The organism is Tardiphaga sp. P4_G1, from assembly GCF_056401215.1.
On the sequence record NZ_JBFUJU010000003.1, the window covers coordinates 286987 to 313158 of the forward strand.

Below are 26172 nucleotides of genomic sequence, written 5' to 3' on the forward strand. Positions count from 1 at the left end.
GTTCGTTGCAGTGTTTGCCAACGTCGTCAAATGCAAAACCGGCACCCAGAGGGTGCCGGTGAAGTGAGCTTGATCTTAGCCGAGCAGGTCGGGTGCGATCTTCTTGCAGGCGTCCATCAGGCCGACCACCGAAGCTACCGACTTGTCGAAGCCTTCCTTGTCCTTGCCGAGGAGTTCGATCTCGACGATGCGCTCGACACCCTTGGCGCCGATGACAACGGGAACGCCGACATACATGTCCTTGACGCCGTATTCACCGTTCAGGTGAACGGCGCAGGGCAGAACGCGCTTCTTGTCCTTGAGATAGCTCTCAGCCATCGCGATGGCCGACGCGGCCGGAGCGTAGAAGGCCGAACCGGTCTTGAGCAGGTTGACGATCTCGGCGCCGCCATTGCGGGTACGGTCGACGATTTCGTCGATGCGAGCCTGCGAGGTCCAGCCCATCTTCACGAGGTCGGGCAGCGGGATGCCGGCAACGGTCGAATATTTGACCAGCGGAACCATGGTGTCGCCGTGGCCACCGAGCACGAAAGCGGTGACGTCTTCGACCGACACATTGAATTCATCGGCCAGGAAGTAGCGAAAGCGCGCCGAGTCCAGCACGCCGGCCATGCCGACGACCTTGTTCGCCGGAAGACCGCAGGCCTTCTGCAGCGCCCAGACCATCGCATCGAGCGGATTGGTAATACAGATCACGAAGGCATTCGGGGCGTACTTCTTGATGCCTGCGCCAACCTGCTCCATCACCTTGAGGTTGATCGAGAGCAAATCGTCGCGGCTCATGCCCGGCTTGCGCGGCACGCCGGCGGTGACGATGATGACGTCCGAACCTTCGATCGCCTCATAGGAGTTGGCGCCGGTCAGCTTGGAGTCGAAGCCGTCGACCGGTGAGGACTGCGCGAGATCGAGCGATTTGCCCTGCGGCACACCTTCCGCAATGTCGAACATCACGACGTCGCCGAGTTCTTTCAGGCCGACGAGGTGAGCAAGTGTTCCGCCGATCTGACCAGAACCAATCAATGCGATTTTGTTACGCGCCATGGGAAATCTATCCTTTAAGCCCGAAGGGGTAGGGAGGGAGCAGGAAATGCTGACAGGCTGGTTATCCCTTTCGCGGACACCGTTCAAGTCGGAGCCTGCCCAATTGTCGAGCGCCGGCCTGCAATGCAAATTATTATGAGTGAACTGGAAATTGGAATCGCTCGCGAAAGTACCGATTCCGCTTTGATATCGATCTGATCGCGCGCGTCAGGTTTCGACCAGGCCGGTGGTGGCGCCTGAGGCGGTGGAATCGCTGCGGCCATGGGGCAGGGCCAGATATGTTTCTGAACCCATCTCGAACAGCCGCGACGCGGTCCGCGCGAATTCCATTGCCTCGAAACCTTCGCTGGCCTGATACAGCGCGTGCGGTTCGCCGGCCGCCGAGGCCATCAGCTTCACGGCATTGTCATAGAGCGTGTCGATGAGTGCGATGAAGCGTTTGGCGGCGTTGCGGTCGCCGTAGTCCATCATCGGAATATGTTCGATGAACAGCGTGTGATAGTCGTGCGCCAGTTTCAGGTAGTCTGACGCGCCAAGCGGCTTCTCGCAGAGGTCGCCAAATGAAAACCGGGCCACGCCCTGCGCTTCCAGGGGAACGCGTAGCGTGCGACCCTTGATCGAGATTTCACGCGACTTTGCCGGTGCGCCGCCCGTGAGCTTTGCCCAAGCCTTGTCGAGCGCGGCCTTTGCTGCATCATCGTCCGGCACCAGCCAGCTCTTTACGCCGGCCAGTTTTTCCAATCGATAGTCGGTGCGCGAATCCAGCTTGCGCACCTCCATATGATCTTCGATCTGTTTGATGAACGGCAAAAACAGCGCGCGGTTGAGACCGCCTTTGTAGAGATTGACGGGTTCGACATTGGACGTCGCGAAGACGACGGTGCCGAGCTCGAACAGCCGTGCGAACAGTCGGCCGAGGATCATCGCATCGGCGATGTCGGTGACGTGAAATTCGTCGAAGCAGAGGAGCCAGGCTTCGTCGAAGATCGAATTCGCCGTCAGCGCGATGACATCGCCGTCGGGCAGCTCGCCGCTCGCGATTTTCTGGCGAAAATTATAGATGCGCTCATGGGTGTCGGCCATGAACTCATGGAAATGAGCGCGACGCTTGTGCGTGACCGCGCTGGCTTCGAAGAACAGGTCCATCAGCATGGTCTTGCCGCGGCCGACCTCGCCATGGACGTAGAGACCGCGCGGCGGTTGCATATCCTTGTCGCCGAACAGGCGTCCAAAGAAGCCCTGCTTGCGCGGTGGCTTATAAGTGGACAGCGCAACGTCGAGCGCCGCGATGGCCTCGACGGCGCCGGCCTGCGCCGGGTCAGCCTCGATGGCGCCGGAGGCTACGAGGGCTTGATATTGTTCGCGGAAGGATTGCGGAGGGCTGGACGACATGGGGCCCTAACGGCCCCATACGCCCGGAAAATGCAAGATGCGAATTGGTCGAAGCGGATATGCGCTCATGCGCAGAGCGCGTAGGAATCCTCGACCAGATAAGGGCCGCCGCCCGTGGATGCCCGCGACGAGAACAACACGAAGCGCGAGGCGGTGAAGATCTTCGTCGGGAAGTAGCCCCGCACCGAAAGATAGTCGGCGACGTCGCGGTCGCAGGAATCGCGCAGCCGGGCCAGCGTGACATGCGGCGTGAATTTGCGGCCCTCGGGCTCGAGCCCGCAGCGGCGCACCAGCCGTTCCAGTTCGGATTGCAGTTCAAGCAGCGGACGGCTCGGCTCGACCGCAGCGACGACAGCGCGGGGTTTCTTGCCGCCGAAGCTCGAAAGGCCACGCACCGCGACCTCGAAGGGTCTGCGCTCCACGCGTGACATCAGATCGGCGATTTCGTTGGCGGAAACGCCATCGATATCGCCGATGAAGCGAAGCGTGACATGATAATTTTCGGGATCGATCCAGCGTGCGCCTGGCAGGCCGCCACGCAAATTGGCCAATGTCTGGCCGATCTCGGCTGGTATCTCCAGTCCGGCGAACAAACGCGGCATAGTCAGCTCCTCTTTGCCGGGGCGCGATTTTCGCCGAAAGGTGCTGACTACGGTGTGCTTACGCACGCCCGCACCCCTCGGCGAAAATCATGCCCGAACAAACGAGCCGGTGACGAATCACCGATGTCTTTTTTTACCCGACTTCTGTGACTCTGCGAAGCAGATGCCGCGCTCGGTGCATGAAGGTTCCGTGAAAAACCGTCATTAAGGTTGAGGCTGCCTGTTTCTCAACTGCGTTGCCCAGCGATCGTGCCGACAAATGCCTCGACGCTGGGCAGGATGTTTTTCACGACGATGTCGACGCCATCCGCTGTCGGATGCATCGCGTCGGCCTGGTTGAGTTTACTGTCACCGGCGACGCCTTCGAGAAAGAACGAATAGAGCGGCACGCCAAATTGCTTGGCGAGATCCGGATAGATCGAATTGAACTTTTCCGCATAGTCGGCGCCGTAGTTCGGCGGTGCCACCATGCCGCAGAGAAGCACGGCGATGTTGCGGGCCTTCAGCCGCGTCAGAATCTCGGTGAGCGCCGCACGCGGGACCTTCGGATCGGTGCCGCGCAGCGCGTCGTTGGCGCCGAGTTCGACGATCACGCCCTGCGTCCCCTCGGGCACCGACCAGTCGAGCCGCCCGAGGCCGCCCGAGGTGGTATCCCCGGATACACCGGCATTGATCATCTCGACCTCTATCCCCTTGTCCTTCAGGGCCTTTTGTAGCCGGACCGGAAACGCGGCTGCCGCCGGCAGGCCATAACCTGCGCTCAGGGAGTCTCCCAGCACGACCAGTTTGACGGGCTTGGCCGTGCCGGTGGCGGCCGTCTGCGCCGTGGCGGTGGGGATCGGAAGTGCGGCCGTCAGCCCGGCGACGACCAGCCACATAAACGTGCGCAGCAGCCCCTCGACCGCCGCAAACGAAGTGCCATATGAAGCTCGCATGGATACTTTCATTGAAGCCTCATCATCGGCCGGCGTTTCGCCGGACACCATTTCAATCTCGAACATCAACCTCTCGCTCGGCACCGGCGCTGCGCGGGTGCATATCCTCAAGGATATCAGCCTGCGCGTCGGATCGGGTGAAGCGATCGGGCTGATTGGCCCGTCGGGCTCCGGCAAGTCCACGCTGCTGATGGTGATGGCGGGGCTGGAGCGTCCTGACTCCGGTCAGGTGGTGGTCAATGGCACCTCTTTCAATGATCTCGATGAGGACGGATTGGCGCGGTTTCGTGGCCGTCATGTCGGCATCGTCTTCCAGTCCTTTCACCTGATCCCGACCATGACGGCGCTGGAGAATGTCGCGGTACCGCTGGAGCTGGCAGGTCATCCCGACCCAGCCGGCCGTGCGGCGCGCGAGCTGGAAGCGGTCGGTCTCGGTGCCCGTCTGCATCACTATCCGACCCAGCTTTCCGGTGGCGAGCAGCAGCGCGTCGCGCTGGCGCGCGCATTGGCGCCGGATCCTGCGATCCTGGTCGCCGACGAGCCGACCGGCAATCTCGACGAATCCACCGGCGGCCAGATCGTCGATCTCTTGTTCGCGCAGCACGCGCAGCGCGGCATGACGCTGGTGCTGGTGACTCACGACAATACGCTGGCGCATCGCTGCGACCGCGTGGTGCGATTACGTTCCGGCCGGATCGATGGGCCCGCCACCGAGCGCAACTGGGTCGAGACGGCCTGATCCGATGACCATCACCGAGACCATTCCTAACAGCCGAGGCCCGTCGCTGGCGTTGCGTTACGCTTTCCGCGAGCTGCGCAGCGGCCTGCGCGGCTTCTACGTTTTCATCGCCTGCATCGCGCTGGGCGTCATGGCCATCGCAGGCGTTGGCTCGGTCGCGGCAAGTTTGGGCGAGGGCGTGGCGCGCGAAGGCCGTACGCTGCTCGGCGGCGACGTGGCATTCTCGCTGATGCAGTGTGAGGCCAAGCCGGAAGAACTCGCCTTCTTGCGCGCACGCGGTGCGGTGTCGGTTGCCGCAACGCTGCGCGGCATGGCGCGCGCGCCGGACGGCAATCTTGCGCTTGTTGAGATCAAGGCCGTCGATGGCAGCTATCCCTTGCTCGGCAAGGCGACCCTGGCGCCGGACATGCCGATGAGCGATCTGCTCGCCGAACGTGACGGGGCCTATGGCGCCGCGACGGATACGACATTGATGGCCCGGCTAGGCCTCAAGGTTGGTGACCGCCTCACGGTCGGTAATGCGACGTTCGAGCTTCGCAGCGAAATTTCAGCGGAGCCCGACAAGCTCGCTGGCGGTGTCGGTTTCGCGCCGCGTTTCCTCACCAGTGAGGACGCTCTGCGCGCCACCAAGCTTCTGCAGCCCGGCAGTCTGGTGCGCTGGATCTATCGTGTTCGCCTGCCGGACACCGTTTCCGGCGATCGCGCTGCCAAGGCGCTGGCCGACGCCGCGCGTGCCCAATTGCCGCAAGCCGGCTGGGAAATCCGTTCGCGCGACAACGCATCGCCGCAGCTTGAGCGCACCATCACGCGATTCACCCAGTTCCTGACGTTGGTCGGCCTCGCGTCACTGCTGGTCGGCGGCGTCGGCGTCGCCAATGCCGTGAAGAGCCATATTGATCGCCGCCGCGATGTCATCGCGTCGTTGAAAGCGCTTGGCGCGACTGGCCGCGACGTATTCGCGATCTACCTCACCCAGGTACTGGTGCTGGCGGTGATCGGCTCGCTGATCGGCATGGTGGTCGGTGCGTCCCTGCCGTTTGCTATTGTCGGCCTGTTTGGCAAGCTGCTGCCGCTGCCGGTGGTGCCGGCGCTTCATCTCGGCGAGCTGGCGTTGTCGTTGCTGTACGGGCTGCTGACGGCGCTGGCTTTTGGGCTGTGGCCCTTGGCCCGGGTGCATGACGTCCCGGTCGCGGCGCTGTTTCGTGATGCGGCATTGACGGAATCTCACCGGCCGAAGTTGCGCTACATACTCTGGATGGCACTCGTGGTCGGGGTGCTGATCGCGGTGGTGGTCGGGCTCGCTTACGACAAACGCGTCGCTGCCGTATTTGTGGTGTCGTCGATGGTCGTTTTCGCCTTGCTGCGCGGTATCGCTGGCGCATTGATGGCTTTTGCGCGCAAATTACCGCGGCCGAGCATGACCATGCTGCGGCTGGCTATTGCCAATATCTACCGGCCGGGCGCGCTGACGCCGTCGGTGGTGATGTCGCTCGGGCTCGGCCTGACGGTGCTGGTGACCGTCACCCAGATCGACGGCAATCTGCGCCGGCAGTTCATGGCAGCGCTGCCGGAGAAGGCGCCGTCGTTCTATTTCATCGACATTCCCTCCACCGAGGCCGACCGCTTCAGCGCGTTTCTCAGGGAGAAGCAGCCGCAGTCGACCGTCGAGGATGTGCCGATGCTGCGCGGCCGGATCGTCGCCGCGCGCGGCGTCAAGGCAGAAGACCTCAAGCCGTCATCCGATGCCGAATGGGTACTGCAGAGCGACCGCGGCCTCAGTTACACCAACGAGGTTCCGCGTGGCTCCAAGCTGGTCGAGGGCGAATGGTGGGCGCCCGACTATAGCGGCCCGCCACTGGTGTCGTTCGAGAAGAAGCTGGCCGACGGGCTCGGGCTCAAACTGGGCGACGAGGTCACCGTCAACGTGCTCGGCCGCGATATCACCGCCAGGATCGGCAATATGCGGTCCGTCGACTGGCAGAGCCTCGGCATCAATTTCGTCCTGGTGTTCTCGCCCAATACCTTCCGCGGTGCGCCGCATACCCATATTGCCACGCTGACCGAACCGAAGTCCGATCCGTCCCAGGACGCCGGTCTGGTCAAGGCGGTGGCCGACGCATTCCCGATGATCACCACCGTGCGGGTCCGGGAAGCGCTCGACACTGTGGGATCGGTTGTCACAAATCTCGTGCTGGCGATCCGCGGTACCAGCGCGGTGACCCTGCTCTCGGCCATCCTCGTGCTCGGTGGCGCGCTGGCCGCCGGTCACCGGCATCGCGTCTATGACGCCGTGATTCTCAAGACCCTCGGCGCAACGCGTGCGCGGCTTTTGGGTGCCTATGCCCTCGAATATCTGATGATCGGCCTGGCCACGGCGGTGTTTGGGGTCATCGCCGGCTCGGTGGCGGCGTGGCTGATCGTCACGCGCCTGATGACGCTGAGCTTTGTCTGGCAGGCTGGCAGCGCGGCTGGCGTCGTGCTGGCGGCGCTAATTGTCACAGTGGGTTTGGGCCTGGTGGGTACGTTGGTAGCCTTGAACCAGAAGCCTGCCACCGTGTTACGGAATTTGTGACCTGTTTTGACACGAAGCAGCCTTTGCACGGGCTGATTCGTGCAAAATGACTGAGAAATCGCCAAGCTTGCGTCAGGCTGAAAGTTTACCCGGTTGCCTGAATGCAAATCGGAGCGACATTCCGCCACGCGTGGAAGCTTGCAGCGAATGTGTTAGTTTACCACATACCCTATGGGTCAGGCATCGAGCGCAGATGACATCGATTTTTTATGAAATCGAGTTTAGTGTCAGGAAGCGCAGATATCTGGGATATAATTCGAACCGGCGACGCGAACCCTTTGCGATCAGCCGGACAACATCGAGGTTTCGACCATGTCGGATCTAGACCGTAACTATGCTTCCCCCTTCGGCCGGGCCGGCGCGCGCGATGCCGCTGCCGTGGACGCCGGACTGCGCTCCTACATGCTGCGCATCTACAACTACATGACGATCGGTCTGGCCATCACCGGCCTGGCTGCTCTCGGCGTGTACATGGCCGCCGTGACTACCGACCCGTCGGGCGCCGCTGCCCGGATCGGTAGCTCCTACCTGACGCCGTTCGGCTATGCGATGTTCGTGAGCCCGCTGAAGTGGGTGTTCATCCTGGCGCCTCTGGTCATGGTGTTCGCCATCTCGTTCGGCATCAACCGGCTGAAGCCGGCTACTGCGCAGTTGCTGTTCTGGGCCTTCGCGGCTCTGATGGGCATCTCGCTGTCGTCGATCTTCCTGGTGTACACGCACACGTCGATCGTGCGGGTGTTCTTCATCACCGCTGCCTCGTTCGGTGCGCTGAGCCTTTACGGCTACACCACCAAGCGTGACATGACGGGCATGGGCTCGTTCCTGCTGATGGGCCTGTTCGGCATCATCATCGCGAGCGTCGTGAACATCTTCGTCGCTTCGTCGATGCTGCAGTTCATCGTGTCGGTCGTCGGTGTGCTGATCTTCGCGGGCCTCACTGCCTACGATACCCAGCGGTTGAAGAACGACTACATCTACGGTTACGCCTCGCAGGGCGGCGATATCGCCGAGCGCGCGGCGATCACCGGTGCCCTGTCGCTCTACTTGAACTTCATCAACCTGTTCACGCTGCTGCTGCAGCTGCTCGGACAGCGCGAATAAGCTCAGAGCATAGAGAAGATCTTAGCCCCGACCGAAAGGCCGGGGCTTTTCTTTTGGGTGGAGCAAAAATAGTCTCAGCGCCATGTCCGATATTGAAATCAGGCCCGCCACGGCGGCAGATCTGCCCGCGATCACCGCGATCTATGCCGAGGCGGTGCAGTTCGGCACGGCCACGTTCGAACTGATCCCGCCAGATTTGGCCGAGATGACGCGGCGTTTCGAGGGGATGGTGAGCGGGGGCTATCCGTATCTCGCGGCTGTGCTGGAAGGCCGGGTTGTCGGCTATGCCTATGCCAGCGCGCATCGCCCGCGACCGGCCTATCGCTTTACCGTCGAGAATTCGATTTATCTCGATCCGAAAGCCCAACGGCGAGGCGTTGGCGGCAAACTTCTGGCGCGGCTGATCGCCGAATGCGAGAGCCGCGGCTACCGCCAGATGGTCGCCGTGATCGGTGACAGCGCCAATGCCGGCTCCATCGCGGTTCATCGCAATGCCGGGTTTCAGATGGTTGGGGTGCATACCGATGTCGGGTTCAAGTTCGATCGCTGGCTTGATACCGTTTCGATGCAGCTCGCACTTGGCGACGGCGCCCGCACGCTGCCCTGACGCTGTGCGAATCGATTACACCACCGCCAGCTTGCGATCAATCACCAGGAGCACGCGGTCGAGTTCTTGGCCGCGGCGCAGAATCATGCCGCTGGCCGAGATCACACTATACATGCCCTGCTTGCGCGCCAGTCGCGGATCTTTCTCGATGCGATAGAGCGGCACTTCCGACGAGCGGCGGAACACCGAGAACACCGCGCGGTCGCGCAGAAAGTCGATGGCGTAATCGCGCCACTCGCCGTCGGAGACCATACGGCCGTACAGGTTGAGGATGCGGCTGAGCTCAAGGCGATTGAAGCTGACGACGGGCGCGGCGGCGGCAGAGCCCGTCGCCGCGCGATTCTCGGTGGGCTCAGTATCTCCCGGAATCACATTCATGCAGCGCCTCCTGTCATATCGTCGACATGATCGCGCCGACCGCGGTCCTCTGCAAGGGCCGATCCGCAGGCCCGATGGTAGAAATTTCCCGTCACGGGAACGTCAGGTGAATCTTATTGCCGCCAAATTTTGGCCCATCGGGCGCCCTTCTGGATTGCGACAAGAAGATACTGCGTCGGGTCCGGTTCTTCCGGTCTCGGATTCCTCAGCCCCCAGCCCCCCGCGGTCGTTGGGATCGGACCCTGCGCAGGAAGTTAATCCCCACTGGGCCAACGCAAGTTGGTCCTTTTCTTTTTGGTGGATGCTTTTGCGAGACCATCAAGCGTCATTGCGATAGGCGAAGCGACGAAGCAATCCAGTCTTCGCCGAGGGCTCACAATGGTGCGGGCATGCCACGCGTAAGGGCAGCAGCTACCGAAGTTATCAATCTGAAGACTTACTGTAGCGACGTATAGGCCGCGCCGCGCATCGCGCCGGGCTTGTCGCGCGTGCCGTCTTGCACATAAACGACGGCGGCATCGACACCATCCCTGGAGATGTTCTCCAGCGGCAGCGTCCAGTTGGCGGCGTTGCCGGTCCAGTCACCGACCTTCAGCCAGTTCCGGACGACATTGTAGTAGGTCAGTTGCTTGCCGCGATTCTCGCCGCGCCCGACCGTGATCGGCACTGCCTTCGACACGGAACAGATCCAGACTTCGCCATGCGCCGTATCCGGCGCATTGTTCGATGCGGCAACGGACACGTTGACGTGTTTGCCGGAAACCGACATCGACACCGGCACCGTCATCACGGTGCCTTTCTTGGTTTCGCTGATCGCGCCCTGGATACGATCGGCATCGCTGCCGATCACTTGAGTGGCGCCGTTGACGACGACTTGCGGTGTGTAGACGTCGCGATCGCCGCGCATCTGCGAATAGGCCTTCTGCCGTGCGCTGAAACGCGAGTCGGCCAGCGTATCCTTCCAGCCAAGGTAATCCCAGTAGTCGATCGGCATACTTAATGCGATCACGGATGGGTCTTTGGCGAGGTCGCCGATGATCTTGTCTGCAGGCGGGCAGGACGAGCAACCTTGCGAGGTAAACAGTTCCACCACGGCCCTAGGCTGGGCCAGCGCGCTACCGCTTGCTGCAATGGCGGCGCACACGCTGAGCGCGCCGGTCCACTGCGATATGCCGCCAAAGGATTTCATGAGGTTTTGCCACGCTCGAGGTGAGACACATAACAGACGGTGTCGCACATTGGTGTCGCTAACACGTTCATGCCCTCAAACGCCAGAAGGCGGCCCTTCATAGGCCGCCTTCTGTTCACTAGCCACTCACTTCGCGGTGAGGCACTACGTCACACCACGTATGGGCGTCAGGCCGCAAGCTGACGCAGCACGTAATGCAGGATGCCGCCATTGCGGTAATATTCGAGCTCGTCCAGCGTATCGATGCGGCAGAGCAGCGTCTCCTTGTGGAGTGAGCCATCGGCCGACACGATTTCCGCCACCATCTGCTGGCGCGGCTTGATGTCGCCCGTCAGACCGCGGATCGTGACCTTCTCGTCGCCCTTGAGGCCGAGTTTCTTCCACGATGAGCCGTTCTCGAAGGTTAGCGGCAGAATGCCCATGCCGACCAGATTGGATCGATGAATACGTTCGAAGCTTTCGGTAATCACGGCGCGAACGCCGAGCAGACGGGTGCCCTTTGCAGCCCAGTCGCGCGACGAACCGTTGCCGTATTCGGCACCGCCGAACACGACCAGCGGCACTTGTTCGGCCTGATACTTCATCGCGGCGTCGTAGATCGACATGGCTTCGCCATCGGGCCAGTGCTTGGTCATGCCGCCCTCCGGCACGTTGCCGTCAGCACCCTGCATCATGAAGTTCTTAATGCGGATATTGGCAAAGGTGCCGCGCATCATCACTTCGTGGTTGCCGCGGCGCGTGCCGTACTGGTTGAAGTCGGCCGGGCGCACCTGGTGCTCCGACAGATACTTGCCGGCGGGTGAGGTGAGCTTGATCGAACCGGCAGGCGAGATGTGGTCGGTGGTGATCTTGTCGCCGAACAGAGCCAGGATGCGCGCATCGACGATGTCGGTGGTCGGTTCCGGTTCCTTCTTCATGCCTTCGAAGTAGGGCGGGTTCTGCACATAGGTCGAACCCATGTTCCACTTGTAGGTCTCGCTCTCGACCGTCTTGATCTTGCGCCAGTTGGCGTCGCCGTCGAACACGTTTGCGTACTTCTTCTTGAAGATCGTCGACGTCACGTACTTCTTGATGAAGGCGTTGATATCCTTCGTGGTCGGCCAGATGTCTTTCAGGAACACCGGCTTGCCATCCTTGCCTTCGCCGATCGGCTCGACCGCTAGATTCTTGGTCACCGTACCGGCAAGTGCGTGCGCGACGACCAGCGGCGGCGAGGCGAGATAGTTTGCCTGCACGTCCGGCGAGACGCGACCCTCGAAGTTACGGTTGCCCGAAAGAACCGCTGCGGCAACGATGCCGTTGTCGTTGATCGATTTCGAAATCTCCGGCGGCAGCGGGCCGGAATTGCCGATACAGGTGGTGCAGCCGAAGCCGACGAGGTTGAAGCCGATCTTGTCGAGATCGAGCTGCAAGCCGGAATTGGCGAGATATTCAGCGACGACCTGCGAGCCCGGCGCCAGCGAGGTCTTCACCCACGGCTTGGTCTTGAGGCCCTTGGCCACGGCGTTACGTGCCAGCAGGCCGGCGGCGATCAGCACGCTCGGATTCGAGGTGTTGGTGCAGGAGGTGATGGCAGCGATCACCACGTCGCCATGGCCGACATCGAAGTTCTTGCCCTCGACGGGGAAGCGCGCGTTGTGGTTATCCGGCTTCTTGTATTCGGTGGTTAGCGCGGCAGAGAAGCCTTCGGCGATGGCGGGCAGTGCGACGCGGCCTTCCGGACGCTTCGGGCCGGCCATCGAGGGTACGACGTCGCCGAGATCGAGCTTCAGCGTTTCGGTGAACACCGGATCGGGCGACTTGGCGGTGCGGTACAGGCCCTGCGCCTTAGCATAAGCGGCAACCAGTGCGACACGCGCCGATTTGCGGCCCGAAGTTTTCAGATAGTCGATGGTGGCGGCATCGACCGGGAAGAAGCCGCAGGTCGCGCCATATTCCGGCGCCATATTTCCGATTGTCGCCTTGTCAGCGACCGACATGGCGTCGAGGCCGGGGCCGTAGAATTCCACGAACTTGCCGACGACGCCCTGCTTGCGCAGCATCTGGGTGACGGTGAGCACGAGGTCGGTGGCGGTGACGCCTTCCTTGAGTGCGCCCGACAGCTTGAAGCCGACCACGTCGGGCAGCAGCATCGACTGCGGCTGGCCTAGCATCGCGGCTTCCGCCTCGATGCCGCCGACGCCCCAGCCGAGCACGGCGAGGCCGTTGACCATGGTGGTGTGCGAGTCGGTGCCGACCAGCGTGTCCGGATAGGCGACCTCGAAGGTGCCGGTCTTCTTGCCGACCGTCATCTTCTGCTTCTTCGTCCAGACGGTCTGGGCGAGATATTCGAGATTGACCTGGTGGCAGATGCCGGTGCCGGGCGGCACGACGGAGAAATTCGAGAACGCGCTCTGGCCCCACTTCAGGAACTCGTAGCGCTCCTTGTTCTGCTTGTACTCTTCGGCGACGTTCTTGCCGAACGCCTTGTTGTCACCGAAGAAGTTCACGATCACCGAGTGGTCGATGACCAGATCGACCGGGACCAGCGGGTTGATCTTCTTGGGATCGCCCTTCAGCGCCTGCATCGCGTTGCGCATGGCAGCAAGATCGACTACCGCGGGGACGCCAGTGAAGTCCTGCATCAGCACGCGCGCAGGGCGGAACGAGATTTCGTGCTCAAGCTTGCGCTTCTTCAGCCATTTCGAGAAAGCAACGATGTCTTCCTTCTTGACGCTGCGGCCGTCCTCGTTGCGCAGCAGATTCTCGAGCAGGACCTTCATCGAATACGGCAGCTTCGAAATGCCCGTCAGACCATTTTTCTCAGCGAGCGGCAGGCTGTAGTACACGTAAGTTTTAGCGCCCACCTTGAGGGTTTTTTGGCACTTGAAACTGTCGAGCGAGGTCATGCGAAGGGGTCCCAATTCAGTTGACCGATACCCGGAAAAGGGTATCTACACACCGTCGGCGGAGAAGGCCGGTTTGCTCGCTGGCGCCGATTGTGTGCTGCATCAAGTTCCGACTTATAGAATCTTTCTAGAACCGCTGCCATATCCACAATCGTTTGCAGCCCTGCGAAATGATGCAACAACGCCGCGGCGACCTCTGAGCCAAATCAGATGGTCATGGAAGGGTTAAGATGCGGCTCTCGGGGCGCAATTTGAGATGCCTGCGGGGTGGCCGCGAAGTCTTCGCCGGGCTCGATTTCGATGCCACGGCAGGCACGACCGTGGCGGTCATTGGCCCTAACGGAGCAGGTAAAACCTCGTTGTTGCGGTTGATCGCAGGCCTGCTGGCGCCGGCCGAGGGCTCCATCACTCTCGAGGGCGGCGACGGCGAAATGACTGTTGCCGAACAGGCCCATTACCTGGGCCACCGCGACGCCATGAAGCCGGCTTTGACGGTGACGGAAAACCTGACCTTCTGGGCCGACTTCCTCGGTGGCACGCCGGCCGATCCAGCCACGTGCATTGCAGCAGTAGGTCTCTCCCATGCCGCAGCATTGCCCGCGGGTTTCTTGTCGGCCGGCCAGCGTCGCCGGCTGTCGATTGCGCGTCTGCTGACCGTCCGCCGGCCGATCTGGCTGCTCGACGAACCGACCGCAGCGCTGGATCTCGCCAGCCAGCGAGTGTTTGCGGGGCTGATGACGGATCATCTCGCATCGGGCGGACTGGTTATTGCCGCGACCCATGGTCCGCTCGGCATTCCCGCCCGGGAGTTGCGCATCGGGGGCGAGGCGTGAGTGCCCTTGGCGCGTTGATTCGCCGTGACATCCGTATTGCCGTCCGGGTCGGCGGCGGGGCGCTGATCGGTGTGCTGTTCTTTCTGACGGTTGTCGTCCTGATGCCTTTCGCGCTGGGGCCGGATCTGGCGCTGCTGGCACGGCTGGGGCCGGCGATTCTATGGCTCGGGGCGCTGCTCGCGAGCCTGCTGACGCTGGACCGGTTGTTTACCGCCGATCACGACGATGGCTCGCTGGATCTCATTCTGATGAGCCGGACGCCACTGGAACTCGCCTGCGCCGCCAAGGCTCTTGCACACTGGCTGGCCGCGGGCGTGCCGCTGATCGTCGCGACGCCAGTGCTGGGGCTGCTGCTCAATCTCGACGGATCGGCGACGCTGGCGGTCGCCCTGACGCTGTTGGCGGGCACGCCGGCGCTGACCTTCACCGGCATGATTGGCGCCGCGCTGGCGGTGACGCTGCAGCGCGGCGGGCTCTTGCTGGCGGTGCTGGTGTTGCCGTTGTCGATCCCGGTGCTGATTTTCGGCGTTGCGGCCTCCAATGCGGCCATCGCCGGACAGTTGTCATTCTCGACGCCATTCTCGATCCTCTGCGCGCTATCGCTGGCGAGCCTCGTGATCGGGCCTTTCGCGGCGGCGGCGAGCCTGCGGCATGGACTGGATTGAGACAGTTGGATGGATCACGACAGGCTGAGACACTGGATTGACCTGGGTCAACTCGTCGCGAGCCGTGTTGAACGAGAATAAGTTGCATTGATCGCGGACAGGGCCGCGACTATTGGAAATGCCATGACGCTGACCGAACTCGCCAATCCAACCCGGTTCCTGTCGCTCGCCACCCGCATCCTGCCGTGGCTGGCGATGGCGACGGGCATTCTGCTTGCGATCGGCTTGTATCAGTCGGCCATGGCCCCCGATGACTATCAGCAGGGCGCCACCGTCAAGATCATGTTCATCCATGTGCCCAATGCCTGGCTGTCGATGTTCGTCTGGGGCGTCATGAGCGTGGCATCGCTGGGCACGCTGGTGTGGCGGCATCCGCTCGCCGACGTCGCCGCCAAATCCGCAGCACCGATCGGCGCGGCCTTCACCTTTCTCGCACTGGTCACGGGGTCGCTGTGGGGCCGGCCGATGTGGGGTACCTATTGGGAATGGGACGCCCGACTGACTTCGGTGCTCATTCTGTTTCTGATGTATCTCGGCCTGATCGCGCTGTGGCGCGCCGTCGAAGATCCATCGCGGGCGGCGCGCGCCGCGGCGGTGCTGACCTTGGTCGGCGCCATCAATATTCCGATCATCAAGTTCTCGGTCGATTGGTGGAATACGCTGCATCAGCCTGCGTCGGTGATGAAGATGGGCGGCTCGTCGCTCGACAAGTCGTTTCTGATCCCACTGCTGGTGATGGCGGTGGCATTCTCGCTGCTGTTCATCACACTGCATCTCGCGGCCATGCGTAACGAGATCCTGCGGCGCCGCCTGCGTGCGCTGCAGATGCTGCAGGCCTCAAAGCCGGTGGCACTCCCGTGATGGCGCTTGGTCCCTACGCATCTTTCATCGTCACGTCCTACGCGCTGGTCGCAGCGGTGGTGCTGATCCTCATCGTGTGGATCGCCATCGATCATCGTCGCGTCCGCGCGCGGCTGCATGAGTTGGAATCCTCCGGCGTGGCGCGGCGCTCGGGTCGTGGCGCGACGGATCTCACATGACCACGCAAGCCACTCCAAAGCGCCGCTGGGTGCTGGCACTGCCTCTGCTGATCTTTGCCGCGCTCGCAGGGCTGTTCTGGTTTCGGCTCGGAGCCGACCCTGCGAAACTGCCCTCGGCATTGATCGGCCGCGCCGCGCCACAGACGACATTACCGGCACTGGAAGGCCTTACCGATAGCGATGCGCTGGTGCCGGGTCTCGATCCCGCAGCCTTCAAGGGCAAGGTCAGTCTCGTCAATGTCTGGGCATCGTGGTGTGTGCCGTGCCACGAGGAGGCGCCGCTGCTGACAGAACTCGGCAAGGACAAACGGCTGCAACTGGTCGGCATCAACTACAAGGACGCACCGGACAACGCGCGCCGCTTTCTCGGTCGTTACGGCAATCCGTTCGGCATCGTCGGCGTCGACGGCAACGGCCGCGCCGCGATCGAATGGGGCGTCTATGGCGTGCCCGAAACCTTCATCGTCGGCCGCGACGGCCGCATCGCCTACAAGATGGTCGGTGGCATCACGCAGGAAAATTACGAGCGCGTGCTGAAAGTCGAGATCGACAAGGCACTGCAGGCAGGGTCCTGAGCGCAATCCTCATCATGAGCAAGCCGGCTTAACTACCAAAATAAACTTCAGCTTTTATCTGCGGTTCATTTTCGCGCCATGGCGGCGCCATGAATCCGCAGCTAGCTTGATGGCGTTACTTAACCGTCCTTGGAGGGACACCACGATGCGCCATTTCAAATTTGCTACTTTGACCGCTGCCGCTCTCACTCTGGGTCTGCTCGCATCCGCGCCGTCGATGGCGCAGTCGCCGCAGCCCGCTGCTCCCGCCGGCAAGATGGCCCCGGCTGCCACATCCAAGATGGCGCCTGCCAGCGAATCGAAGATGGCCCCGGCACCGAAGGCTGAGCTGCTCGATCTCAACTCCGCCAGTGTCGAGGCGCTCGAGGCTCTGCCCGGCATCGGCAAGGCCTATTCGGCGGCCATCGTCAAAGGCCGTCCGTATAAGGGCAAGGACGAACTCGTGCAGAAGAAGATCGTGCCCGAGAAGACCTATGACGGCATCAAGGACAAGGTCATCGCCAAGCAGAAGAGCTAGGCGCGATCGCTTCGCTCGTCCGGAAACGCATCGGCGCAGCCGCGCCGGTGCGTTTTCTTTTGTGGTCCATCACGATCAGCCGATAACGCTGTCCTTCACCACATCGCCCAATGCGGCGAAGTCCGCCTTGCGCGGAGACGTCCGGCGAAAGGCGAGGCCGATGGTGCGGCCGGGCTGCGGATTCTCCAACCGCAGGAATTTGACGCGCTGGTCGCGTTGTTCGACGTCGGCGGCGATCTGCGGGATCAATGTCACGCCATAGCCGCTGGCGACCATCTGCATCACCGTGGAGAGGCTGGACGCAGCGAAGGCCATGCCGTTGCCGCCGGACTGATGGCCGCGCGCTGCGGTGGCGCAGAAGGCCAGCGCCTGATCGCGCAGGCAGTGGCCGTCCTCCAGCAGGATCAGTCGGCTCTGGTCGATCTCCATCGCCTTGATGCGTTTGTCGGCCGGACGGGGATCGTCTGCCGGCACCGCGAGCAGGAACAGATCGTCGAACAATTTGGCCGTATCGATCTCAGGCTCGCCAAGCGGCAGCGCCAGCATCGCGGCATCGAGTGCGCCTGACTTGATATCGTCGACCAGTTGCCTGGTCTGCGTCTCGCGCAGCTCCAGCCGCAATTCCGGAAACTGTTTCTGTAGCATCGGCAGGATCCGCGGCAGCAGATACGGCGCCAGCGACGGGATCACGCCGAGCGTCAGCCGCCCGGTCAGGAGTCCACCGCGATGCCGCGCAAAGTCCACCAGGTCGCGCGAGGCCGCCAGCACATCCTCGCCGCGCCGCGCCACTTCGCGCCCGACATCGGTCAGCATCACCTCGCCGGGCCGGCGCTCCACCACCTTGACGCCCAGCGTCCGTTCGAGATCGCGTATCTGCATCGACAGCGCAGGCTGGGTGACGTTGCAGGCCTCGGCCGCGCGGCCGAAATGGCCGTGTTTGGCGAGCGCGGCGAGATAGCGGAGCTGGCGGAGCGTGATCATGGATCATCAGATAAACTGATCGGAGAGAGAAGACAATTCGACTGGACCTGATCTAAGAATTCTTCCAATCTCTCGTCACGAAATCCAATTAGGGTGAGCGCCAAGCTCGCCGAGGAATTCGGCAGACAATTGAAATTAGACAGCTTTTGGAAAATTTGAGCGGGTTTTTGAAGGCGATCCGGTGTGTCGGTGTTGCCTGGGACGGCTCATATTCCAAACAGCCAGAAGGAGAGACTGATGGACACGACGAATGAGAATGGCGCCGGCAAGTGCCCCGTTGCGCATGCCCCCGCTGCCCGGGCCAATCGTGACTGGTGGCCGAACAAGCTAGACCTGTCGATTCTCCACCAGCACTCGTCGCTGTCCGATCCGATGGGCGATGCGTTTAACTACGCCGAGGAATTCAAGAAGCTTGATTACGAGGCGTTGAAAAACGACCTGCGCAAGCTGATGACCGATTCGCAGGATTGGTGGCCGGCTGATTTCGGACATTACGGTCCGCAGTTCATCCGCATGTCGTGGCACGCCGCCGGCACCTATCGGCTCAGCGATGGCCGCGGCGGTGGCGGTCGCGGTCAGCAGCGTTTCGCTCCGCTCAATTCTTGGCCGGACAACGTCAACATTGACAAGTCACGCCGCCTCCTGTGGCCGATCAAGCAGAAATACGGCAACAAGATCTCGTGGGCCGACCTGCTGATCCTGACTGGCAACGTGGCGCTGGAGACCATGGGTTTTCGCACCTTCGGTTTCGCTGGCGGTCGCGCCGACGTCTGGGAGCCTGATCAGGACGTGAACTGGGGCCCCGAAACCACGTGGCTGTCCCACCGGTCGCTCGACAAGTTCGAAGCTCCGCTCAGTGCCACGGAAATGGGCCTGATCTATGTGAATCCGGAAGGTCCGGGTGCCAGCGGCGATCCGGTTGCGGCCGCCAGCTTCATCCGCGAGACCTTCAAGCGCATGGCGATGAACGACGAGGAAACCGTGGCGCTGATCGCCGGCGGTCACACCTTCGGTAAGACCCATGGCGCTGCGCCTGAGTCCCACAAGGGTCCCGAGCCTGAAGCTGCCGGCCTGGAAGCGCAGGGTCTTGGCTGGGCGAGCAACTACGGTACTGGATCCGGTGCAGACGCCGTTGGTAGCGGCATTGAGGTCACCTGGACGCAGACGCCGGCGCAGTGGAGCAACTTCTTCTTCGAGAACCTGTTCAAGTATGAATGGGTGCAGACCCGCAGCCCCGGTGGGGCCATCCAGTGGGAGGCCAAGGACGCCGAGGAAGTGATCCCCGACGCGCATGATCCATCGAAGAAGCACAAGCCGACCATGCTCACGACGGATCTGTCCCTGCGCCTGGACCCGGCCTATGAGAAAATCTCACGCCGCTTCCTGCAGAATCCGCAGGCCTTCGCTGAAGCTTTTGCTCGGGCCTGGTTCAAGCTGACTCATCGCGACATGGGTCCGCGCGTGCGTTATCTCGGTCCGGAAGTGCCCAAGGAAGAGTTGATCTGGCAGGATCCGATCCCTGCGGTTGACTATCCCGTGATCGACGACACCGACGTCTCTGCGCTCAAGGCCAAGCTGCTGGCATCGGGCCTGACCGTGTCCGAATTGGTCAGCACGGCCTGGGCTTCGGCCTCCACCTTCCGTGGCGGCGATAAGCGTGGCGGTGCCAACGGCGCGCGCATCCGTCTGGCCCCTCAGAAGGACTGGGAGGTTAACCAGCCGGCTCAGCTAGCCAAGGTGTTGCAGGTGCTCGATGGAATCCGGAAGGAGTTCAACGCGGCGCAATCCGGTGACAAGCAGGTTTCGCTTGCCGACCTGATCGTCCTCGGCGGCAGCGCGGCGGTCGAGAAAGCCGCGAAGGATGCTGGCCTGGATGTAACCGTTCCGTTCTCTCCGGGGCGCGGCGACGCCTCGCAGGCGCAAACCGATGTGGAATCCTTCGAGGTGATGGAACCGGTCGCGGACGGCTTCCGTAACTACCTCAAGGGCACGTCTGCCGTACCGGCCGAAGTATCCTTGGTGGATCGCGCGCAGTTGCTGACGCTGACCGCTCCGGAAATGACTGTTCTCGTCGGCGGCTTGCGGGTACTCGGTGCGAATTCCGGGCAGTCTGTGCGCGGTGTCTTCACCAAGACACCGGAGACGTTGACCAACGACTTCTTCATCAACCTGCTCGACATGAGCACGGAGTGGAAGGCGGTCGATGGCTCGAACAACGTGTACGAGGGACGTGATCGCAAGAGCGGCGAAGTCAGGTGGACCGGTACACGCGCCGATCTGGTCTTCGGTTCGCACTCGCAGCTGCGTGCCTTCGCGGAGGTCTATGCAAGCGCCGACGCCAAGCAGAAGTTCGTGAAGGACTTCGTCAAGGCTTGGGTGAAGGTGATGAACGCGGATCGTTTCGATCTTGTCGAGAAGCCGATACTGCAGGCGGCTGAGTAACCTCGGCCCGCCATCGTGCATATGAAAGCCCCTGCGACTATGTCGCGGGGGCTTTTTCTTGTCGCGCCGCGTCATACTCAACTGTCATCACTGACACTGCCGGTTACTGGATCCCGTTTTCGCGGCGATGAGAGTTTCAAAGAGTCTGAGCGCTCTGCGTCTTGCAGCTTTCTCCGAATCCCCGCACAAATGGCAAAATGTTTCTCCGGAGGATCTCCAGATGATGAAACTCTACTGGTCGCCGCGCTCGCGCTCATTCACGGCGCTTTGGCTGATGGAGGAAACCGGCGTCGCCTATGAGCGCGTGCTGACCGATATCTCCACCGGTGCGCAGCGCACGCTGGAATTCCTCGCCGTCAATCCGATGGGCAAGGTGCCGGCTCTGCAGGACGGCGATGCCACCATGGCCGAGGCTGCGGCAATCTGCGCTTATGTGGCCGAGCGTTATCCCGACGCGAAACTGGCGCCACCGCTCGGCGACTCGCATCGTGCGAAATATCTCTATTGGCTGTTCTTTGCGCCGGGCTGTATTGAACCGGCGATCGCACAGATCGCGACCAAGATGGAGTTGAATCCGGTGGCCGCGGGCTGGGGCGATGCGCAGCGCGTGTTCGATGTGCTCGAAGCCGCGCTTGATGAAGGTCCATGGATTCTCGGCGGACAATTCTCTGCCGCCGATATCGCCATCGGCTCTGGACTGAACTTCGCCGTGCGCAATTTCAAGATGGTGCCGTCGCGCCCGGCGTTCGAGCGCTATCTCGATCGTTGCAGCGCCCGTCCGGCCTTCCAGCGCGCGATGAAGTTTGCATCGGGGGAGAAGACGTAAGGCGAATTACTCGCCTGCGTCCGCCTTCAGCGCATCCGGATGCGGCATCGAGATGATGTTGTAGCCGGAGTCGACGAAATGCGTTTCGCCGGTCACGCCGCCGGAAAGATCCGACAGCAGATACAGCGCAGTGCCGCCGAGTTCTTCCAGTGTTACGCCACGGCCGAGCGGCGAATGTTTCTGCTGGAATGCGAACATCGCGCGGGAATCGCCGATGCCCGAGCCGGCCAGTGTACGTACCGGGCCAGCCGACACAGCGTTGACGCGAATGCCCTGGCGGCCAAAGTCAGATGCGAGATAACGCACCGAGGCTTCGAGAGCGGCCTTGGCAACGCCCATGACATTGTAGTTCGGCATCACGCGGGTCGATCCGCCAAAAGTTAGCGTGATCATGGCGCTGCCCGGCTTCATGATTTCCGACGCGCGCTTGGCGATTTCGGTGAAGGAGAAGCAGGAGATCACCATGGTGCGCGAGAAGTTCGCACGCGTGGTGTCGGCGTAGCGGCCCTTGAGTTCGTTCTTGTCGGAGAAACCGATGGCGTGGACCAGGAAATCCAGGCTGCCCCATTTCTCCTTGATCGCAGAGAACGTAGCATCGACGCTGGCGATGTCCTCGACGTCGCAGGGCAGGATCAGATCCGCATTGAGCGATTCCGCCAGCGGCTTGACGCGCTTGCCAAGCGCATCGCCTTGATAGGTGAAAGCCAGTTCGGCACCCTGCGCATGCAGGGCCTTGGCGATTCCCCACGCGATCGAATGATCATTGGCGACGCCCATGATCAATCCGCGCTTGCCCTGCATCAGTGATGGCATCGCGCTATGCGTCCATCCGCTTGAAGACCAGCGTGGCGTTAGTGCCGCCGAAGCCGAAGGAGTTCGACAGCACGGTGCCGACCTTCACATTGTCGATGCGCTTGCGCACGATCGGCATGTCGGCGAACACTGGATCGAGTTCGGTGATGTTGCCGCTCTCGCAGATAAATCCGTTCTGCATCATCAGCAGCGAGTAGATTGCTTCCTGGACGCCGGTGGCGCCGAGCGAGTGGCCGGTGAGGGCCTTGGTCGCCGAGATTGGCGGGCATTTCTCGCCAGTGCCGAACACGTTGCGGATCGCCTGCATTTCCGGCGGATCGCCGGCAGGCGTCGACGTCGCATGCGGGTTGATGTAGTCGATCTTGATGCCGCCGGTGGTGGCCAGCGCCATCTTCATGCAACGCTCTGCGCCTTCGCCCGACGGGGCGACCATGTCGTAACCGTCCGAGGTGGCGCCGTAGCCGATGATTTCGCCATAGATCTTGGCGCCGCGTGCTTTTGCGTGCTCGAGTTCTTCGACCACGACCACGCCGGCGCCGCCGGCGATGACAAAGCCGTCACGGCTGACGTCATAGGGACGCGAGGCCGTCGATGGGGTGTCGTTATACTTCGAGGACATTGCGCCCATGGCGTCGAACAGTACCGAGAGTGACCAGTCGAGCTCTTCGCAGCCGCCGGCGAATACGACGTCCTGCTTGCCCCACTGGATCATCTCATAGGCATTGCCGATGCAGTGGTTCGAGGTCGCGCAGGCCGAAGAGATCGAATAGTTCACGCCCTTGATCTTGAACCAGGTCGCGAGCGTGGCGGATGCCGTCGAAGACATCGCCTTCGGCACCGCGAACGGACCAACGCGCTTCGGACCCTTCGTTCGCGTGATGTCCGCGGCTTCGACGATGGTGCGTGCGGAAGGTCCGCCCGAGCCCATGATGATGCCGGTGCGCTCGTTCGAGATGTCCGACTCTTCGAGACCGGAGTCCTGGATCGCCTGTTCCATGGCGATGTGATTCCATGCGGCGCCTTCGCCGAGGAAGCGCATCGCGCGGCGGTCGATCACATCGGCCGGATTGATGGTCGGTGCGCCCTGCACCTGCGAACGGAAACCGAGCTCTGCGTATTTGTCGGCGCGCGTGATGCCCGACTTTGCCTCATGGAGGCTCGCAAGCACTTCCTGAGTGTTGTTTCCGATAGATGAGACAATGCCCATCCCCGTGACGACAACCCGCCTCATGATCGCCTCGCCCTTTGAATTACGTTGTTGTGGAACTGGCGGTCGCCCCCTCGGAGACCGCCGTTGAATGGCACCCGGTAGATCACGTTCCCGGCTGCAATGCGGCAGGTGCTTCCTGCTTGAACAGGCCGACCTTCAGGTCCTTGGCGCGATAGATAATCTCGCCATCGGCCGAAAGCGAGCCGTCGGCAATCCCCAACCACAATTTTGAACGCATCACGCGCTTGATATCGATGGTGTACACGACCTTTTTGACGTTCGGGAGAACCTGGCCGGAAAACTTCAGCTCGCTGAGCCCGAGCGCACGTCCGGGGCCGATGCCGCCCGACCAGCCCAGAAAGAACCCGACCATCTGCCACATGGCGTCCAGGCCGAGGCAGCCCGGCATGACCGGATCGCCCTTGAAGTGGCAGGCAAAGAACCAGAGGTCCGAATTGACGTCGAGTTCAGCGCGCACGAGACCCTTGCCGAATTCGCCGCCATCAGCCGTGATCTCGGTGATGCGGTCGAACATCAGCATCGGCGGCAGCGGCAATTGAGCATTGCCTGGTCCGAACAGCTCGCCGCGGCCGCAGGCCAGCAGGTCTTCATATGCGTAGCTGTTGCGTTGTTCCTGGATCATGCCGGCTTTCTGGGATGGTGGTGGCTACCCGGGTGGAGTCGCCACATATAGAATTGTTCCAAATGACACGGGAACTTGCCCCGGCTGGGCGCTCTCTATCATAGGCTTATGGGGCGGCAAAGCGGCGGATCGCCTGCTTTTGGCGGGTTATTGACCATGTTGCGATGCACTGCGGAAGCATCCCTTCTGATGCATGGCTCCTAGTTGCGAAAACCTTGCATCTGAGGCCCCGCCTTTCTATAATAGAAGGCTAATTCAGTGTTCTTTTTGAGTGTGAACGGCAGGATTACTGACGTGGATATGAGCGACAGCGTTTCAGTTCTGAATGACGCAGCTGCGGTTGCGGAAATCAATCACGGCCGCCAGCCGGCTTTGACTGGTTGCCCGTGGCATGACGTCAACGAGATGCTGCAGTCGGTCGGTCTGCGTCCCACTCGTCAGCGAATGGCGCTGGGCTGGCTGCTATTCGGCAAGGGCGCGCGTCATCTCACCGCGGAAATGCTCTACGAGGAAGCGACTCTCGCCAAGGTGCCGGTGTCGCTGGCGACCGTTTACAACACGCTCAATCAGCTCACGGATTCCGGCCTGCTTCGTCAGGTCAGTGTCGATGGTACGAAGACCTATTTCGATACCAATGTGACCTCGCATCACCACTACTATCTCGAGAACAACCACGAGCTGGTCGATATTCCGGACCAGAACCTCGTGCTGACCAAGATGCCGGAAGTCCCCGAGGGCTTCGAGATCAGCCGCATCGACATGGTCGTTCGTCTGCGCAAAAAGCGCTAACGGCTTTATCCAAATTCTGAAGTTATTTGCGCCGCCGAACCGTTTTCGGCGGCGTTTGCTCGCCAGCTGCAGCCGTCGCCATGATAGCGCGGGCGAGGGCGCGGCCGGTGCATTCGTAGCCGGCTGCGGAATTGTGTAGTCCGTCCCAAGCCGTCAGTGCTCCCATGGAGAGCCCTGCGTCCACTGCACGGCGCATCAGCTCGAAGCGCGAGAACAGCGGTGCGCGTCCCTGCCGGGCGGCGTCAGCTATGCTCGCCTGCATCTTGGAATATTGCGATGCAAGAATGATCGGCGCGTATTGCTGATCCATCAGGATCACGTCGGCGCCGTCAGCCTTCAGCAGGCGGATGCCCTCGACGATCCTGCCGGTCAGGCTGTCTGCGCTTTGCAGCCAGGTCACGTCATTGGTGCCGATCTGCCAGATCACCAGATCCGGGCGATGCGCCAGCACATCGCGGTCGAAGCGGGCGATATTGCCGGGGATCGTGTCGGCGTTCCGCCCACTATTGATGACCTTCAGCCGCAGTCCCGGCTTCAGGCGTTGCAGCTCGCTCTGCAGCATGCCGGGATAGGTTTTGGTGGGGTCGGATTGCCACAGGCCGAGCGTCGAGGACGAGCCCGTGGCGACGATCTTGAGCGGGCCACCGGTTTTGAGCGCAGCCACGGTGCGCGGAAGGGTCGCATCACCAGACAGCCGCTGATCCACAGCCAGACACGCCTCAGTGGCGGATTGCGCACGAGCCGGGCCGGACCATGGCAGCGCTGCCATGGCGACCACTGCGCCGGCGCAGGCCAAGCTCCCGATGCGGGATGTGCTCAGTTCACCTTCTCGTCGGCGTAGACGCCCCATAGCCGTTGCTGTTCGATCCAGCCATCAAAGCCGTTGCCGATCACCCGGCACCAGCCATTGTTGCAGCGCTTTACCTGCGCCACGACACCCGCCTGTAACCGCGCTGCGACGGCGCTGGTCGCATCCGGATTGTCGTAGATCGAGGCGAGTTCGTCCTTGGATTTCATGGTCACGACCGCGGTGCGGCGGCCGGACAGCAGCGAGTGATAGACCCAGCCCTCGGCGCCCTCGGAATCACGAACGCGGCGCCAGTTCTCGTATTCGGCGGTGATCTCTACCGGCAGGCCGGAGCGAGTATAGACCCAGGCGACATCGTTGTCCTTGGTGGGGCCGGCGCGGACATTAACGTGATCCGACTTGAGGCTGACGTAGCGCGGCACCGGCAGGCCGCTGGCGCCCAGCGGCGTGTCCTTGGCAGCGAGAGCCGGATCGATTGCTGCCGCGATCAGAGTACCCATCGCCAACATCGCACACGCAAATCGCCGGAACGCCATCAACCCCACCTCAACCCAATCCAAAGAACGCAAGTGCCGCCGCGCCGCAC

At 62.0% G+C, this 26172-nt stretch carries 26 protein-coding genes; 13 read left to right on the plus strand and 13 right to left on the minus strand.

The annotated features are described in order from the left end of the window. Nucleotides 1-75: 75 nt before the first annotated feature. The 4 genes from mdh to AC1DUY_RS09030 all read right to left on the minus strand — a co-directional run bounded on the left by mdh (nucleotide 76) and on the right by AC1DUY_RS09030 (nucleotide 3970). Entirely contained in the window at nucleotides 76-1041 is a 966-nt protein-coding gene (gene mdh, locus AC1DUY_RS09015) for a malate dehydrogenase (protein WP_068730094.1), read from the minus strand. Between the two features lie 207 nt (nucleotides 1042-1248). Further along, the gene (gene zapE / locus AC1DUY_RS09020; protein WP_439074195.1) at nucleotides 1249-2433 is read right to left on the minus strand and encodes a cell division protein ZapE; all 1185 of its coding nucleotides are present in this window, start codon (nucleotides 2431-2433) and stop codon (nucleotides 1249-1251) included. A 65-nt stretch (nucleotides 2434-2498) separates the two neighbouring features. Then, a complete protein-coding gene (gene thpR, locus AC1DUY_RS09025; protein WP_089263280.1) occupies nucleotides 2499-3035 on the minus strand; it encodes an RNA 2',3'-cyclic phosphodiesterase in 537 nt (178 codons plus the stop codon). Between the two features lie 227 nt (nucleotides 3036-3262). Continuing rightward, the gene (locus AC1DUY_RS09030; protein WP_478113709.1) at nucleotides 3263-3970 is read right to left on the minus strand and encodes an arylesterase; all 708 of its coding nucleotides are present in this window, start codon (nucleotides 3968-3970) and stop codon (nucleotides 3263-3265) included. Between AC1DUY_RS09030 and AC1DUY_RS09035 the strand changes: the two genes are divergently transcribed. From AC1DUY_RS09035 to AC1DUY_RS09050, 4 genes are all read left to right on the plus strand, one after another. Beyond that, nucleotides 3969-4709 (plus strand): ABC transporter ATP-binding protein, encoded by a 741-nt coding sequence (locus AC1DUY_RS09035; RefSeq protein ID WP_089263284.1) that lies wholly within the window; start codon nucleotides 3969-3971, stop codon nucleotides 4707-4709. The genes AC1DUY_RS09030 and AC1DUY_RS09035 overlap by 2 nt on opposite strands. A gap of 4 nt (nucleotides 4710-4713) precedes the next feature. After that, a complete protein-coding gene (locus AC1DUY_RS09040; RefSeq protein ID WP_478113711.1) occupies nucleotides 4714-7281 on the plus strand; it encodes an ABC transporter permease in 2568 nt (855 codons plus the stop codon). Between the two features lie 312 nt (nucleotides 7282-7593). Next, nucleotides 7594-8382 (plus strand): Bax inhibitor-1/YccA family protein, encoded by a 789-nt coding sequence (locus AC1DUY_RS09045; RefSeq protein ID WP_089263288.1) that lies wholly within the window; start codon nucleotides 7594-7596, stop codon nucleotides 8380-8382. Between the two features lie 82 nt (nucleotides 8383-8464). Next, nucleotides 8465-8989 carry a GNAT family N-acetyltransferase gene (locus tag AC1DUY_RS09050; protein ID WP_089263290.1) on the plus strand — a complete coding sequence of 175 codons (525 nt, stop codon included), beginning with the start codon at nucleotides 8465-8467 and terminating at the stop codon, nucleotides 8987-8989. A 15-nt stretch (nucleotides 8990-9004) separates the two neighbouring features. Here AC1DUY_RS09050 and AC1DUY_RS09055 read toward each other — a convergent pair whose 3' ends face one another. From AC1DUY_RS09055 to acnA, 3 genes are all read right to left on the minus strand, one after another. Then, nucleotides 9005-9367, minus strand: coding sequence for a DUF2794 domain-containing protein (locus AC1DUY_RS09055; protein WP_089263291.1), 363 nt, complete (start codon nucleotides 9365-9367; stop codon nucleotides 9005-9007). 436 nt (nucleotides 9368-9803) lie between these two features. Then, on the minus strand, nucleotides 9804-10556 hold the full coding sequence (locus AC1DUY_RS09060) for a DUF1223 domain-containing protein (protein ID WP_309941746.1): 753 nt from the start codon (nucleotides 10554-10556) through the stop codon (nucleotides 9804-9806). Nucleotides 10557-10723: 167 nt separating this feature from the next. After that, nucleotides 10724-13444: an aconitate hydratase AcnA gene (gene acnA, locus AC1DUY_RS09065; RefSeq protein WP_478113715.1), complete on the minus strand. Its 2721-nt coding sequence runs from the start codon at nucleotides 13442-13444 to the stop codon at nucleotides 10724-10726. Nucleotides 13445-13674: 230 nt separating this feature from the next. Between acnA and ccmA the strand changes: the two genes are divergently transcribed. From ccmA to AC1DUY_RS09095, 6 genes are all read left to right on the plus strand, one after another. Next, nucleotides 13675-14277, plus strand: coding sequence for a heme ABC exporter ATP-binding protein CcmA (gene ccmA / locus AC1DUY_RS09070; protein WP_478113717.1), 603 nt, complete (start codon nucleotides 13675-13677; stop codon nucleotides 14275-14277). Continuing rightward, nucleotides 14274-14942 carry a heme exporter protein CcmB gene (gene ccmB, locus AC1DUY_RS09075; protein ID WP_093757742.1) on the plus strand — a complete coding sequence of 223 codons (669 nt, stop codon included), beginning with the start codon at nucleotides 14274-14276 and terminating at the stop codon, nucleotides 14940-14942. The genes ccmA and ccmB overlap by 4 nt, the downstream gene beginning before the upstream one ends. Nucleotides 14943-15065: 123 nt before the next feature. Beyond that, a complete protein-coding gene (locus tag AC1DUY_RS09080) occupies nucleotides 15066-15803 on the plus strand; it encodes a heme ABC transporter permease (RefSeq protein ID WP_089263301.1) in 738 nt (245 codons plus the stop codon). Continuing rightward, entirely contained in the window at nucleotides 15803-15982 is a 180-nt protein-coding gene (gene ccmD / locus AC1DUY_RS09085) for a heme exporter protein CcmD (protein WP_068730071.1), read from the plus strand. Before AC1DUY_RS09080 ends, ccmD begins: the two co-directional genes overlap by 1 nt. Continuing rightward, nucleotides 15979-16557, plus strand: a complete 579-nt coding sequence (locus AC1DUY_RS09090) for a DsbE family thiol:disulfide interchange protein (protein ID WP_478113720.1) — start codon at nucleotides 15979-15981, stop codon at nucleotides 16555-16557. The genes ccmD and AC1DUY_RS09090 overlap by 4 nt, the downstream gene beginning before the upstream one ends. A gap of 145 nt (nucleotides 16558-16702) precedes the next feature. Next, entirely contained in the window at nucleotides 16703-17074 is a 372-nt protein-coding gene (locus tag AC1DUY_RS09095; protein WP_089263307.1) for a ComEA family DNA-binding protein, read from the plus strand. 75 nt (nucleotides 17075-17149) lie between these two features. Here the strand turns inward: AC1DUY_RS09095 and AC1DUY_RS09100 are convergent, their stop codons facing one another. Then, nucleotides 17150-18055, minus strand: a complete 906-nt coding sequence (locus AC1DUY_RS09100) for a LysR substrate-binding domain-containing protein (protein ID WP_309941759.1) — start codon at nucleotides 18053-18055, stop codon at nucleotides 17150-17152. Between the two features lie 237 nt (nucleotides 18056-18292). Between AC1DUY_RS09100 and katG the strand changes: the two genes are divergently transcribed. Further along, complete coding sequence (gene katG, locus AC1DUY_RS09105; RefSeq protein WP_309941761.1) at nucleotides 18293-20497, plus strand: catalase/peroxidase HPI; 2205 nt, start codon at nucleotides 18293-18295, stop codon at nucleotides 20495-20497. A 220-nt stretch (nucleotides 20498-20717) separates the two neighbouring features. Continuing rightward, nucleotides 20718-21323, plus strand: a complete 606-nt coding sequence (locus tag AC1DUY_RS09110; RefSeq protein ID WP_309941763.1) for a glutathione S-transferase family protein — start codon at nucleotides 20718-20720, stop codon at nucleotides 21321-21323. 6 nt (nucleotides 21324-21329) lie between these two features. On the opposite strand, the gene fabI is transcribed toward AC1DUY_RS09110, so the two are convergent. From fabI to fabA, 3 genes are all read right to left on the minus strand, one after another. Beyond that, nucleotides 21330-22136: an enoyl-ACP reductase FabI gene (gene fabI, locus AC1DUY_RS09115; RefSeq protein WP_478113723.1), complete on the minus strand. Its 807-nt coding sequence runs from the start codon at nucleotides 22134-22136 to the stop codon at nucleotides 21330-21332. 4 nt (nucleotides 22137-22140) lie between these two features. After that, the gene (gene fabB / locus AC1DUY_RS09120; protein WP_068730055.1) at nucleotides 22141-23367 is read right to left on the minus strand and encodes a beta-ketoacyl-ACP synthase I; all 1227 of its coding nucleotides are present in this window, start codon (nucleotides 23365-23367) and stop codon (nucleotides 22141-22143) included. 82 nt (nucleotides 23368-23449) lie between these two features. Continuing rightward, on the minus strand, nucleotides 23450-23989 hold the full coding sequence (gene fabA, locus AC1DUY_RS09125) for a bifunctional 3-hydroxydecanoyl-ACP dehydratase/trans-2-decenoyl-ACP isomerase (RefSeq protein WP_210269351.1): 540 nt from the start codon (nucleotides 23987-23989) through the stop codon (nucleotides 23450-23452). Nucleotides 23990-24289: 300 nt separating this feature from the next. On the opposite strand from fabA, the gene irrA reads away from it, so the two are divergent. Continuing rightward, on the plus strand, nucleotides 24290-24778 hold the full coding sequence (gene irrA, locus AC1DUY_RS09130; protein WP_478114034.1) for an iron response transcriptional regulator IrrA: 489 nt from the start codon (nucleotides 24290-24292) through the stop codon (nucleotides 24776-24778). 22 nt (nucleotides 24779-24800) lie between these two features. Here the strand turns inward: irrA and AC1DUY_RS09135 are convergent, their stop codons facing one another. Both AC1DUY_RS09135 and AC1DUY_RS09140 read right to left on the minus strand, forming a co-directional pair. Further along, nucleotides 24801-25547: an SGNH/GDSL hydrolase family protein gene (locus AC1DUY_RS09135; protein WP_478113726.1), complete on the minus strand. Its 747-nt coding sequence runs from the start codon at nucleotides 25545-25547 to the stop codon at nucleotides 24801-24803. 47 nt (nucleotides 25548-25594) lie between these two features. Beyond that, nucleotides 25595-26122, minus strand: a complete 528-nt coding sequence (locus AC1DUY_RS09140; protein ID WP_068730049.1) for an SH3 domain-containing protein — start codon at nucleotides 26120-26122, stop codon at nucleotides 25595-25597. Nucleotides 26123-26172 lie beyond the last annotated feature (50 nt).